Genomic DNA, 13779 nt, shown 5'->3' with positions numbered 1-13779 from the left:
TGAATCTAAGGATGGTTTCTTTGTTATCAAGCATTATCTGACCTTTATTAGTTATTCATCTGTAGCACCCTAACCTAAAGAGTGCTTTGAAGATTACTAATTGAAAATTAGCTTTCTTTATTCTCTTTAATGTTCCATGACGATTGGGACTCAGCTCCCTTACCACCAGTAGAGGACTGCTCCCAATATTGTGTTTTGACCTTAGAAGCCTGGAATTGGTAAGTCATACCTACGAGATCCCTTTGTGAAGACCCATTAAAAATTGCATTAGTAATCAATACTTCTTCAAGGGTGATACGACAGTATTCGATCTGACTACCTCCTGCTTTGCAGACTGATAGTTCGACTTTAGCTATATGTTTTCCGTTAGATACATACCGCATGATAGCTGGAGTTGCCTTATCAATCGGTGCTTGTGCACTGAGGTCAAGATATCTCACTTTACCAGCTCCACCACCACCGCCAACGGACATGTTGCCGGGCTGGCTTGCACCCCATGTGAATGAGTCAATGTTAATCCATCCAGCATGATTACTGTCTTTAGCCTCGCCAGTGATGCCATCTATTTTCAGATAGATGTCCGTGTTCATTCGAGCTTCCTCTTTTCGTTTTCAACTGAATCTGTTTAAATAAATTACTGGATCTATAATTGCACAGGGCAAATGCATGGACAACTACCTCGATAAAAACAGATTCCTAAATTACTTTTTAGTCATGGCAAATGCTGAGGCTAATCAGTTAATTAGCCAAGCAAATTTTATCTCAGCGATCCATCTTAAGGATGGTTTTGCCAGATTGCAGTTTCAAAATGAGATCCAGAAATTTATTGATAATCAGATTCATACAATACGTAATTCAAAATCTGAAAATGAGTGTCAGGAATGTATTCAAAATCTAAAGATTGAGCAAGATTACTTGTCAATTCAGGATCGGATGCTCAGAAGCGGTGAAGCCGTGGTTCATGCTTCAGTAGAATTGGTCAAAGGTTATCAGAACGAACTGGGTTACATCATCAACGGTATAGGGGTGGTAACTGGAGCTTTTCAGGTTGTAACAGGTGTTGGAATCTTTGTAGCTTCCTTTGTCACCGGGAATGTTGTTGGTGCCGGAGCAGGGCTGTTCCTGGTTATGCACGGGGCCAACTCTGTTGAGGAAAGTGTTTACTCGCTAATAGGCGAGAAAGAACATACTGGATTGGTTAAAGAGGGTTACATTGCTTCGGCTGAATTCCTTGGTTTCGATGCAACTACAGGCAGGGAAGCTTACACAGCAATGGATGTAGGACTCTCAGCATACGGACTATTGAAGTTTACTGTTAAGCCTGATGCCTGGAGATTGTTCAGAAACATACCAAGCGATTATGCCCGTCACTTTAACAATATAAGCAAAGCTTCTCTTGCTCTAAAAATTGTTAGTAATGGGCCTAATTTGAAACTGATGTATGACCTTCACACAGGAAGAAATGAAAATAATTAAAGAGAGTTTTTCTTTGTCTTTAAGTATTTCATTGCCTTGTAGCCAAATTGCATTGGGATCAAAAATAATATGGATGCATATAAAATAATAGAAACTATAATGACACCAATAAGATGCCCATTATCATAGTTGACGACGGACGCCAACAAAGCGATAGTCATCAAAGATACTAAAAGCACTCCGGCATAAAATCGTTTCTTCAGTTCTTCCAGAAGAGTTATGAAAGGCTTATTATCTTTGTCAGAGTATTCTTGTAAGATATCTACTTGATTATCCGTAAATCCATAATTTTTAAGTTCTTCTCTGGTGATTTTTTCTGTCATGACTCATCTCCTTCATCGCGTGATCTGATTATAACCTATAAGAATCAGTGAAGGAATTCATCTTTTATAAAGGTTTTTAATGCTGAAGAAGTAATTCATAAGGAATTAGCGGGATGTAAGAATCCCGCTTTTTTTAATGTGTTATGGTTTAGTAACAATACCAGTGAAATCTATTACGGTGGTAAAGTTCAGGCTTTCAGTATACTGCGACCAGTTACTTACATCTGAAAAACTGCTGATTTTTGCGGTAACAGTAATCAATTCGTCTTTTTTAAAGCTGGCAATATCATTCTCTAAACCATCATAGTATTGGATATGTAAAACTCCCATACATTTCCTTGTGTCGGTTGTTCTAAACAATATTCCATACTCACCATGAGTATTAGCACCCAATGTCTTGGCACTATTAAACTCTGACACCCTAAGGATTTTAACATTCTGAATTCTAACAACTTGACCTGTCCATTTCTTCTCAGACATTGTGGTATTGCTATCATGATCGGAACAAATTTTACCTAAACCACTGACTGACTTTGCAGAAGATAATGCAATGTTCTGACCGCTGTCCTGGGTTTTGGTTTTTTTACTTGTGCTTAAATTTTCATTTAGCGATTTTATCGACGAATCAATCGTGTTTACACCAGACTCAATTTGTTGGCATCCACTTAAAAATATAGTAATCAAAGCCACTAACAATTTTTCATTATTTAGCATCAGGTTAATCCAGATTTTAGTGGAGTATTTTCTACCCCTAATAGTTATTTATTAAACACTTGATCGAAGACTTGCATCCAACTCTTAAACTGAAGTTCAAGATCTCTCACACCATCCTGAGTATTGATATGCCCGCTTTTTGGGAAAAATCGAATGTGCCATTCTGGTTGCTGAACATCATTTACAGTTACGAAGAAGCCAGATTCATACAGGTTTTTGTTAGTGTTAATATTATTTAGGGTAAAGCTATTTAATCCGCCTCCAGCAATCTCTCCTCCGTGTGATAAATTATATCTCCACTCTTTTACATCTGAAAGATTATAAGTTTTTTGTTTGTTCTCTTCTTTTAAGAAAATTTTTCCTTTGTTGGTATCAATGATCATCAATGAACTGAAATACTCATGACTCCAGATACCATCATTTTTTTCATTAAAATAATCCCTGGTGCTGGCATTCCACTTCTTAACTTTGAACTTCTTATAGGCGAACATCAAAAGCATGATGCTTACGAAAACCCAAATCATCGCAAGCTGAACTAAGCCTTGCATACCCAAAAAGTAAAAAATGACAATCGGCAGAGCGATGGCAATCCACACACGTTTCATCATCAAAAAATTCGGCTGTTTTACTTCTGTCATTGTTGTCATTGAACCATCCAGTATTGTTTCGTTGGATTCAGAGCGCACGCATCCATAAGCTTATTTTGCTGATAAATCAGTGAGCTATATCGCTTCGTTTGAAGTTACATTACGGCCAGTAATGAGTGTCTAGCAAATCATTTGTACCGATCGATCAGATCTTTTTGATAGTTATAGACTATCATGATGGTTAAATTGATCTGTAAAAACGATCGATCGGTTTTTCCTATCAATATGATTATTAATAAGAATAGATAGCGCATTTGACTTAATGTTTAGTTTTAAGCTACTGATAACTAGCAGGTTAAGAACACATCAGATAGAAAATTTTTTCTGACTAGTGGCGATTTCTTTGGTGGCCGTGAGCGATTTTGTCTCATGACTGCTTTGGTAGGGAGTAACAAAGTGGAGGGGTCTCATCTTGATTGACGGCTTAAGAATGCTCAGACCCGTTGCTTTCAAGGCTTGGATAATCTGCTTCATGTATGGGACCCATAGTAGCCAGCGAACCTGTTTAGTATTCGTCTCCTCAATATGCGGAATAGCAGGGGAGTGGAACACAGGCTCGTCTTCTATGTTCGTCAGTCTTTCCATTGCTTCTGACTCATTCTCAGGCAACTCTGTATCGTCTATCACCTGAGGCTCGACAGCAGGGGTGAGGGTAACCTTCTGACTCAGACTCGACCATGAGTAGGCTTTACCTAACTGGGAGGCTTTGAAGGCGACTCCTGCATACTTAAATGAGAAACCATTCATTTTACCAGTAGAAGCAATGCTCGCACTGGCTGTTATATTTTGCTTACCGAGTTCATAGATGAAATCGTCAATGGTGATGGTGCTATAGAAACTCAGCACAGCCTCAATTGCTTCCTGGATGATTTTCTTTGGTGCTTTGTTGCCTGTCCTTGCTTCCATCATTTCCTCATTCCTTCCAGTTTTCCTGACTTTGGGTGTTGAAGAAGGAGATGGACCTTTGGTTCATGTGATCTGATGATCCCGCTCAAGCTCTTGAATGATTCTGGTGCTGATGAGGTTCTCATTTCTGCCAAGGTAGAGTTGGCCATCAGGTAGACGGATGCGGGAAGCAATTATGTGAATGTGCTGGCCGGCCTCGTCATCATGGAGGACATAGCAACGGAGATGAGTATCACTGAAGCCCATTCGCTTCATGTAGTCGTCAGCTACAAGTTTCCATTGCTCTTTGGTGAGTGAATCTCTTATAGGAAGGCGAAGAAAATTGTGCCAGACAGGTTTCTGCACATCTGGGCGGAGCTTCTGTGTTCGCATGAACTCAACAGTCACCTCATCGACAGATAAGCCAATCATGTTACCGCCGATTATCACAGGAGCTGTTTTATGATGAGATGCTGGGGCAAGTGCATATGTGACAACACCTCTGAAGCACCTACCCCTGCGGATTTTTTGCATTCCTTTCACGAGCGGAAAATCACTTATCGAGTGAGAGCAGGGCATCTCTCACATGAGATAGCTTCAGCCTGAGAGTATCGACCTCATTACTCAAAGGCTGAGCATCAGATCCGCGACGAATAAGAAATGAAGTGAGGTCATTTAACTTTTGCAGGGAAGCCGTCAGTTGATGCCAGGCTTCTTTATTAACCTCTGGAACTAAGGGAGGCAACTGCTTTAGAGCTGAAGATCTCAGCCAACAGCTTCTGCTGAGCTGTCCTCTGGACTGGTTTACTTTGCCCAGCTCAACCTCATTTAATCTGACAGTTACTGAGTATCTGCGAAGACGATTAGGCGGTAGCTTCTTTGCGAAAGGATCATTGGTAAACGAAGAAGGAAACTCATCATCGAAAACAATATTTATTTTTTCCATATCAACTCCTTTTGATATTTAGGCTTGATAGCAAATCCGTATGCTATATGTAATAAATACCATAAAAGTCAATGGTGTCAATGGGTTGGCATTTGATTGTGTTGTGGCTTTGATCTTTCTTTTTCAACCGAAGGGCGGAAAAAGCAAGGCAACTGAGCATCGCTAAGTTAGCCCTTGCTTATAATTACAATTTCAACCCATGATATTGACAAAGGTTTTTTTTATGATAATTAATTTATTAAAAAAGGAAAACATATGAAATTTTATTTTAAACTTTTTTCATCGGCTATCTTTTTGCTTTGCTTTTTTTATTTCTTGTTTGCTATTTACTCAAGTAGATATGGTATTACATTATTGGAAACTTTCTTCATGATAACTGCCGGGGTTTATTTGATTGCGTTTTCATTTTATCTTTTCAGAGATTCATTAGATAAATAAATTTATAGTTTACCACGAGAATTTCTCTTTAACAGGAACAAGTACCTTGGCTAAAGATATTGTAGCTAAAGTGTAAATAAGGGTATACCCATATGCATTTTGGAATAAGGTTACAAACAGTTTATTGTTGTAATTAGGTAACGCATCCATACAAAGTGATAATGCGGATAAACATGCAGATATAGAAAATATATATTCAGCTTCTTTTTCGATTTTTCTATACCAAATGGTAAGAATCAGTGCTGATAATATTGGTGGGAATACAAGTAGATAAGGGGTTTCTAATAGTTCAGGTAATGTAAAATAAAGGTATAAAAATATAGCGATGCAAACGAGCATTAAGAAAAAAATGCAATGGTTATATATTTTGTTCTTTGGATTTGAAGGGTTATTGACTCTCCTTTTGTTTGATCTGTTTTTTCTTGATTTTCTTCTGCTTTTCATAGTGTTTCCTTTTTTTGTTGTTATGGATTTTTATTTTGATTTAAAAGTATTTTTATATTCTCTCTAATAACCATTAAACAATAAAGCATAAAAATAACAGTCAATATAGATACCCATACACAGTAAATACTCGCATAGAAATTCGTTGACAATCCAATTGTGAATTGTGAAATAGCAGTTATAATTGAGAGCCAAATGGAAGAATTAATAAAGCCAGAGAGGTTATCCAGTGGTTTATATAGATCGCATTGCTTAACAATTTCTGAACCGCTAGCCTTTTTAAAAACTTCCAAATACTCGACAGTGCCGAAAACTTTTTCTTTCAAATTTACAATTACAAATGTATGAAGACTAAGTAAAAATGAACCCACGGATATAAATCCAGAAAAAAGGTATCCTCTAAGATTCTTATGGTAAAACTTAAAAAAATTATTGTTTAAATCTGGCGAGTCACGATACATCCAAACCAATAAGAATAAAATTAGCAAAGACATTGCTATCAATATTACATATTGACAAAGTATTCTTTGTCTTGATATGAACTCATAGAAAAACATTTGCATTCTTTCCTTTAGTCATCTGCTCTTGAATTAGTGTCATAATCTCATTAGATGTATAATTGTCATTTGTTAGTCCATCTACTTTATCTGCGATGAAATCAAAATCATATTCATCAAAAAAAGTAGGGCAATTTATTATGTCTATAAAGCGTTCGTTATCATTGTAATCAACAGCAACAACTTTAGCTTTTATTATGTCTTTTACACCGCTATAGGCTTCTGAAATTAGCCTTCCTAGCTTTGGTGTTTTAGTTCTTTCATTTGCATCAATAGAAAAATTAACATCAATATTTTTAGTTAAAGGTTCAATTGCATTCATTGGTTTTTGATTAAAACCTATGTGCGATAGCCTGAATGAAGCTGATTTTATTTTTTTGAAACTAGACAAGATGTTTTCAATATTATCTTTGGTTGTAAGTATATTAAAGTTTAACCTTTGTTTATATTTTTTATTTACATTGATTATATCCTTTTGCTTGGCATTTTCACCAAGCAACTTAATGTCTTCTTTATTTATATTACGTATGTATTCGTTACTGATTGTCTGGAAGGTTGAGAACAAAGAATTAATCGAGCATGAAGAGTAGTGATAAAGATAAATACCTTTTAGGTTACTCTTCTTTAGACAAAAAAAGTTGAATGAAACTAACTTTTCACTACTTTTTAAATCTTCAACTTTTAATTTGAATTTGCCTTCTTTAATTGTCGATTTACAGCTTTTCTTCTGGTTTCTGTAAGTTAGAACCATGCCGTAGTAATAATCCTTCCCTTCAGACAAAAGTACTTGCCTGGAAAAATCACCATAAGAAAAGACTCGTGAAGATGCCTCTATAAATTTTTTAAATACTTCAATGCTATTTATATGTGGATTAAGGTTTTCAATTTCAAAACCAATGCTTTTTACTTTCATACATATCCCTATAAAGATTTTTTACATTTAAAATTCTAATGCCAATGCTGTGCAAGCCCATGAAACATAACAGTTTAATTTATATAATTGCACGAGATCATGATTTTTGCAAAATAAATTTACATATCTGTTATCTAGCGATAGCATAAGTAAATAAGAATGATCTGCAAGTAACAGATTTAAATGTTAAGTAATATTAGTATCATACGATTTTTTTCAGAAAATTAAAATGTAATTCACAAATCCCAAGCAATGTAACTTAGAGCGAAAAAAAGACGGGTTATGCAAAAAAACATAAGAAAATCAAATTATTCCCTTTGGGTGATTAGAAATTCTCTCTACTGGATGAGTGCTGTCACTCGCTGGAAGCTTGATGAAAACGATGAGCACTGGCTCGTCTCGTTCGAAGACTGGAACGACGAGGTCGAGTTTGAGTTCGAACGACTGTTGAATGACTATAAGCTCAGAGAGAAGCTTCAGGCACATACCGGCCAAGTCAGGACTTCAATTATCGACAATGTTCTGAGGAGCATCGATTCGAGACTCTCTCAATGAACACTATGCCATTCAACTTTGACCGCCTGAGCAATGGCAAAGTCTTCATCAGCAACCTTGCTGGCTTTCACAGCTTCGTCGATGACGAAGAGCTACATCTTCTTGCTGATAACAAATTCCCTCCAGAACAAACAACCTCCAAGCTACTTGAAAGCCGATTGTTCATTGCTGACGATGCAACTCAGGCAGTTTCAAAAGCCTCACTGAGTTCTGCCTTTGCCAAGCGACTGATGAACGAGCTGGCCGTCCGACCAATCTTCATGATTGTGCCGACTCTCAGGTGCGATCACACATGCAAGTATTGTCAGGTCAGCAGAGCATCGATTACCGCTGATGGTTATGACCTCAACCCTGAACTGATTCCGCAAATCATCAGCACTATTAAGAAGCTGGGCACTTCACCTTACAAGATAGAAGTGCAGGGTGGAGAACCACTTCTCAGATTCGATCTCGTCCAGGCAATTTATGAAGAGTGCGATAGTTCATTAGGTAGTGGTGCTTTCGAAATGGTTATTGCTTCGAGTCTTTCAATACTCGATGAAAGCATCCTCTCTTGGGTTAAAGAACGGAATATCACCTTTTCTGTCTCTCTTGATGGTAATGAAGCCGTCCATAATAAAAACCGTATCCTCACCGACTCTCAGGCTCACAACAAAGCCGTCACGGGCATTAGAAAAACCACAGAAGAGCTGGGAGCAAACCGGGTAGCTACGGTAACCACAGTTACTAAGGAGCTGACAAAAGAGCCAGCTTCCATAGTGGATGCTCATCTGTCTCTTGGCCTAACCGACATGTTTATCAGGCCAGTAAGTCCCTATGGGTTTGCACAGAAGCAGAGCTTCACTTTTTCAATGCCTGAATATTTTGAGTTTTATAAAAAGTTAATGCAGGAAGTGTTGCTTCAGAACCAGAAGGGCATACCTGTCGTTGAGCATTCAGCTTCAATCCATCTAAAGCGAATTTTCAATCCGGGCTTCAGTGGTTATGCAGATCTGAAATCACCAAGCGGAGTAGTGCTGAACTGCATCCTGTTCAACTATGACGGCAAGGTATACGGTAGCGATGAAAGCCGTATGCTTCAGAAAGTAAATCCTGAAGCAGATTTCAGTGCAGGAGAGTTTGCTTCACTGTCATTCAGTAGCAACGAATACTACCGTTCCGCTCTCTCATCTTCATTTAATTTCGCCATGCCCGGTTGTGATACCTGTGCTTACCAACCTTTCTGTGGAGCAGATCCTTGTCAGAACATCAGTGTTCATGGCGAGCCTGTTGGTGACAAGAGTCGGTCAACCTTTTGCCAGTATCACAAAGGGATGTTCCGCTTCCTGTTGAATGAAATCTCTCAGGATGGACCAATGGCTGAGATGCTCAAAAGGTGGGCTTATGTCTGAGGTGCTGAGAAACGATGTTTTCCGGTTTTCATCGGACTTAGCAGTTCAGCAAGGCTTCTATTGCCTGTGTAAAACCAAGCCCGAGAATCCTCAATTCTATCTGCCAAATTTGCTTGTCACTGCAACACAACTCGATTCCAGACTGCCTGCATATTTTGCAGACTCGATTGTGAGCCAGGAACTTTTCGATTCCATTGAAGATGGTGACATTGGGATCGTCAACAACGGCAACATGCTTCGGGTGATACTGTCCCGTAGAGCAAACCACAACACTGTCCTTGTCACTGAAAGGTGCAACAACAGTTGCCTGTTTTGTTCTCAGCCTCCTAAAGCTGGAAACGATGACTGGCTTCTCAACCAGTCAGCTCTCGCTATCGCTTCCTTCTCTCTGAATGGAGTAGTGGGAGTGAGCGGGGGAGAGCCTTTGCTCTATGGCGAAGACTTCCTGCATTTTCTGGACTTCATAAATGAAAATTCTCCTGACACAGCCCTGCATGTTCTAACCAACGGAAGGAAGTTTGCGGATGTCAGTTTTACCCAGCAGATGAAGGAAAGAAGCGATAAGATCAAAATCACGTTTGGGATACCGCTTTATTCTTCAAGAGCATCAATGCACGACTATCTGGTCGGAAGCGAGGGAGCATTTGATGAAACAGTCAGGGGACTGATCAATGCCGGTAACTCAGGAATCAACATAGAACTGAGAGTCATCCCTACTCAGGCGAACTACACAGAGCTTGATGACATAGTAGAGTTTGCTGGTCGTGTGTTCTCGAACATTAACCAGATCTCCCTGATGGGGTTAGAGTCGATTGGGTGGGCCCGTAAGAACTGGTCCTCAATCTTCATTGAGCACGACAATTACAGTGAAAAAATCCTTTCGGCTATAGACACTGCACACAGGTCAGGTATCCCTCTTACCATCTTCAATTACCCACTGTGCCACCTTCCTGAAAGGGCATGGGGTTTAGCTACACAGTCCATCTCTGACTGGAAAAATTACTATCCCAAAGAATGTGATGAATGCACTCAGAAGGCTTCCTGTGCTGGTTACTTCAGTTCATCAAAAGGCCGTTTTCATCAACCTCCGAGACCAATAATATGAAGAAGTTTAATTTCGCGGCTCTGCTTCCTGGATTTTTGGCTCTTAATAACTCTGTATGGGCAAGTGATTCATCTACTGGTGCCAGTGATTTACCTGGTATGAGCCTGAACGAACATGATTTGGTGATAGCCCCACTCAACACCGAAGTGCCGTTCTACATTGCCGGACACAGAAGTCACAGTTCTCACCGTAGCCACAGCTCACACCGTTCTTCATCAGGCGGTGGATACTATGGCGGAAGCACTCCTTACTATCCCAAAACTTACAGCTCGCCAAGCACCTCAGACTCATCCAGTTCAGGAACTCGCTCCTCCTCCTCAATCCGTTCGCTTCGTTCTAACGACACTGATAGCTCAACTACAACAAGCTCAGCAGGAACCACAGGTGCCAACCGTGCAAGTAGTGGGCTGACTGCTGATACAGAAAAACGTAAGCGGTTGATCATGAGAGTGCAGTTCGCCTTACTCGATAAAGGTTTTTACAACGGCAATATTGACGGGAGCATGGGACCAGCGACACGAACAGCCATTAAGAATTACAGAGTTGCAAATGGGCTACCCACACCGGCAAGGGAAACCTTGGATACACAGTTGTTAAATTCTCTAAGTATTTTAGCTCGTTAAAATAAAGTAAATAGTGTTCAAACCGATAATATCATCAATTGTATTTTGGAGGTTATGATGGCCCTTATAAATAAATCAGATTTGAAATATACCTATAGTTGGACTGCTATAGGTGATGACGATCCTAAAAAAACAGGTAAGCCTGACAGCACATTGCTCAGCAGAAACGAAGGATATGAAGTTCTTCCGTTCTTAAATAGATTTGCAGAAAAGCATTCTTTTAAAAGTAAGGAATCAGCACTCAAGGCTGAGAAGATGATAAAAGAATACTTGCCTAGTGATATCAGAAGCCACAAGAATGTCACTTCGTGGCTGGAAGATAACTGGAGTAAATATTGACGGTCATATATAAATGGCTCATTTATGAGCCATTTTAAATTATTTTTGTGTCTTGTAGAATAAAAGGAATATATCAATGGCACAGTTAGTGATTAAAAATGTAAGAAGCTATTCTAAAGAGCGAAGCATTAATATAGATTTGAGTAAAAAAATAAATCTTATATATGGTCAAAATGGAAGCGGTAAATCTACCATATCAGGATATTTTTATAGCCCATCCAATTCATCATACAGGGAGTGTTCTTTTAGTCAAAAAGATGATTATCAGTATGTCGTATATAACAATCAGTTTGTAGAAGACTCGTTTTATCATAAGTCTGAACAACCTGGTGTTTTTACATTGAGTCAAAGTAATAAAGAAGTTATGGAGGATATTAAACAGTCAGATAAAAAAATGGCTAGTTTAAAAGGTAGTCTGACACGGCTTGAAAATGGGATAAAAGAAAAAGATGAAATGCTTACAAAGCTTGAGAATAGCTGTAAAGATGCTGTATGGAAAAAAACAGCACATATCAGAGCAACCGAGCTTACTGAGTTAATGACTGGGAGTTTAAGAAAAGATAGCCTATATAATAAAATATGCACACAAGTTAGAAAAGATGAAGCTAGTTCAGATGATGTTTTAAATGAATATAAAAAATTAAAAAATAATAAAAGTTCTTCTTTCAATTCAATCAACCTCCCATCAATGCCTATCTTGAATAGACTACAAGAAGAACTGCTCCTAACACCATTAATCCCATCGTCTAATAGTTACCTTTCAAATGTTATTAATGAGTTAGGGAATGCAGATTGGGTCAAGTTGGGATTAGGATATGTTAATGACACGAAATGTCCATTCTGCCAAGGAGATACAATCAATAATGATTTTTTAAAAGCCATAAAAGATGTATTTGACGAAACATATGAACTAAGATTAGAAGATCTTAGATCTTTTCATAATAATTACTCCAAAGCTTGTGACGATTTTACAAGAGAATTAGAGCATTCTCTAAATGGCTCGGGTTACATTTCTGATGACGATAGTATCTGGAGTCTAATCGCACAGAACGGGCAAGCACTTGAACTAAATAAAAACGCTATCAAAGAAAAGATTGAAAAACCTTCGGCTGTAATATCAGTCACTGATTTATCAGTGAATCACGATGAATTGAACACAAAAATTAAAAATTTGAATGGAGAAATAAAAGAAATTAATGACAGGTTAAATATTTATGAAGCTAGCATTTCCAATGTTACTAACAAGCTTTGGATGGTATTGAGAAATTTATGCGGTGATGTGATTGATAATAATAACAGTAATATGGATGAGTTGAAAAAGGAAAGGAATACAATAATAAAAAGGAAAGAGACTCTTGAAGGTGAAATACAGCAGGAAAAAAATAATCTTTCACAGCTCAGAAAAAAAGTTTCAAACATGGACGAAACTATAGATAAAATAAATGCATCTCTCAGAAATCTTGGGCTAAATGGTTTAGAGATTAAAAAAGCACATGAAAGAAATTTTTTTCAAATACACAGAGGGAACGATAATGTTGAAGTTTACAAATCATTAAGTGAAGGTGAAAAAACGATAATCACCTTCTTGTATTTTTTGGAGTGTTGCGAAGGTCAACTCGAAGAAGGAGAGGTTAAAGATAAGTTAATTGTAATTGATGATCCTATATCAAGTCTATCTCATGACTATATTTATGAAATATCTTCATTGATACATTATCGAATTATTGAAGGTATGGCACCAGAAGCTAAAGTTCTGATACTTACCCATAACTTGTTCTTTTTCCAAGAGCTTTTAAAACTAGCACCACCTAAAATAAAAACCTTCGATAAGCAATATAATTTATTGAGAGTAATAAAGAATGAATTTAGTGATGTCATTGCCATGTCTAAAGGTGATATCAAAAATGAGTATGAATCCTATTGGATGGTATTAAAAAATGTGAAAGATGGTATTGTGAATCCGGTTGTTCTTCCAAATGTAATGCGAAATATTCTTGAATATTATTTTTCATTTTCATGTAAGTTGGAAAGCCTTAAAGTAGTATTAGAAAAACTTGCAGAGTCGGAAAGTGATATTACCTACAAGTCCTTCTGTCGCTATATGCATAGAGGGTCACACTCAGACTCTTCGAATATAAATAATTTAGGTAGGGGGGCAACTGAAAAATATTTTGAAATCTTCAAAGATGTTTTTGATAAGACGGATGATCTTCCACATTATAATCGAATGTTTGGAAGTGAAATTGATAAGGAAATGACAGAATAAGAAGGGTTACCACTGAGGCATCTCTGAATCGAATCAACGACGTGGCAGGGAGCGAGTGTGCTGGCACACCGTTTCCCACTGCCCGTTTCGGAAACGATCATACTGGCGAACCAGCACAACTTTTTCAAAAGTCATGGCATTAACTCCATCTTTTCTC

16 protein-coding genes are annotated in these 13779 nt (G+C 38.0%); 7 read left to right on the top strand and 9 right to left on the bottom strand.

What is annotated here, in order from left to right:
- Positions 1-107: 107 nt before the first annotated feature.
- On the bottom strand, positions 108-590 hold the full coding sequence (locus AC6I8B_RS15305; RefSeq protein ID WP_497817503.1) for an Hcp family type VI secretion system effector: 483 nt from the start codon (positions 588-590) through the stop codon (positions 108-110).
- A 76-nt stretch (positions 591-666) separates the two neighbouring features.
- Between AC6I8B_RS15305 and AC6I8B_RS15300 the strand changes: the two genes are divergently transcribed.
- Positions 667-1476, top strand: a complete 810-nt coding sequence (locus AC6I8B_RS15300; RefSeq protein ID WP_497817502.1) for a DUF4225 domain-containing protein — start codon at positions 667-669, stop codon at positions 1474-1476.
- Here the strand turns inward: AC6I8B_RS15300 and AC6I8B_RS15295 are convergent.
- The 8 genes from AC6I8B_RS15295 to AC6I8B_RS15260 form a co-directional block, all read right to left on the bottom strand.
- A complete protein-coding gene (locus AC6I8B_RS15295; protein WP_497817501.1) occupies positions 1473-1799 on the bottom strand; it encodes a hypothetical protein in 327 nt (108 codons plus the stop codon). The two genes, AC6I8B_RS15300 and AC6I8B_RS15295, sit on opposite strands and share 4 nt — an antisense overlap.
- Positions 1800-1940: 141 nt before the next feature.
- The gene (locus AC6I8B_RS15290) at positions 1941-2513 is read right to left on the bottom strand and encodes a hypothetical protein (protein WP_497817500.1); all 573 of its coding nucleotides are present in this window, start codon (positions 2511-2513) and stop codon (positions 1941-1943) included.
- 44 nt (positions 2514-2557) lie between these two features.
- Positions 2558-3160: a DUF4755 domain-containing protein gene (locus tag AC6I8B_RS15285; protein ID WP_497817499.1), complete on the bottom strand. Its 603-nt coding sequence runs from the start codon at positions 3158-3160 to the stop codon at positions 2558-2560.
- Positions 3161-3466: 306 nt separating this feature from the next.
- Complete coding sequence (locus tag AC6I8B_RS15280; RefSeq protein WP_497817498.1) at positions 3467-4069, bottom strand: hypothetical protein; 603 nt, start codon at positions 4067-4069, stop codon at positions 3467-3469.
- A 60-nt stretch (positions 4070-4129) separates the two neighbouring features.
- Positions 4130-4477, bottom strand: coding sequence for a relaxase/mobilization nuclease domain-containing protein (locus tag AC6I8B_RS15275; RefSeq protein WP_497817497.1), 348 nt, complete (start codon positions 4475-4477; stop codon positions 4130-4132).
- 121 nt (positions 4478-4598) lie between these two features.
- Entirely contained in the window at positions 4599-4991 is a 393-nt protein-coding gene (locus AC6I8B_RS15270; protein WP_497817496.1) for a hypothetical protein, read from the bottom strand.
- Positions 4992-5438: 447 nt separating this feature from the next.
- Entirely contained in the window at positions 5439-5873 is a 435-nt protein-coding gene (locus AC6I8B_RS15265) for a hypothetical protein (protein ID WP_497817495.1), read from the bottom strand.
- A gap of 543 nt (positions 5874-6416) precedes the next feature.
- The gene (locus tag AC6I8B_RS15260; protein WP_497817494.1) at positions 6417-7343 is read right to left on the bottom strand and encodes a hypothetical protein; all 927 of its coding nucleotides are present in this window, start codon (positions 7341-7343) and stop codon (positions 6417-6419) included.
- Between the two features lie 282 nt (positions 7344-7625).
- Between AC6I8B_RS15260 and hxsD the strand changes: the two genes are divergently transcribed.
- From hxsD to AC6I8B_RS15230, 6 genes are all read left to right on the top strand, one after another.
- Positions 7626-7898, top strand: a complete 273-nt coding sequence (gene hxsD / locus AC6I8B_RS15255) for a His-Xaa-Ser system protein HxsD (protein ID WP_497817493.1) — start codon at positions 7626-7628, stop codon at positions 7896-7898.
- Positions 7895-9289, top strand: a complete 1395-nt coding sequence (hxsB, locus tag AC6I8B_RS15250; RefSeq protein ID WP_497817492.1) for a His-Xaa-Ser system radical SAM maturase HxsB — start codon at positions 7895-7897, stop codon at positions 9287-9289. The genes hxsD and hxsB overlap by 4 nt, the downstream gene beginning before the upstream one ends.
- Positions 9282-10394: a His-Xaa-Ser system radical SAM maturase HxsC gene (hxsC, locus tag AC6I8B_RS15245; RefSeq protein WP_497817491.1), complete on the top strand. Its 1113-nt coding sequence runs from the start codon at positions 9282-9284 to the stop codon at positions 10392-10394. The genes hxsB and hxsC overlap by 8 nt, the downstream gene beginning before the upstream one ends.
- Positions 10391-11017 (top strand): His-Xaa-Ser repeat protein HxsA, encoded by a 627-nt coding sequence (gene hxsA / locus AC6I8B_RS15240; protein ID WP_497817490.1) that lies wholly within the window; start codon positions 10391-10393, stop codon positions 11015-11017. The genes hxsC and hxsA overlap by 4 nt, the downstream gene beginning before the upstream one ends.
- Positions 11018-11071: 54 nt before the next feature.
- Positions 11072-11356 (top strand): hypothetical protein, encoded by a 285-nt coding sequence (locus tag AC6I8B_RS15235; protein WP_243408644.1) that lies wholly within the window; start codon positions 11072-11074, stop codon positions 11354-11356.
- 76 nt (positions 11357-11432) lie between these two features.
- Positions 11433-13622: an AAA family ATPase gene (locus AC6I8B_RS15230; RefSeq protein WP_497817489.1), complete on the top strand. Its 2190-nt coding sequence runs from the start codon at positions 11433-11435 to the stop codon at positions 13620-13622.
- Positions 13623-13779: the final 157 nt, after the last annotated feature.

It is taken from the genome of Pantoea sp. X-Soil-ISGK-285, assembly GCF_059730815.1.
Note: the sequence above shows the minus strand (reverse complement) of the source record. Positions and strands in the feature narration are given on the sequence as shown.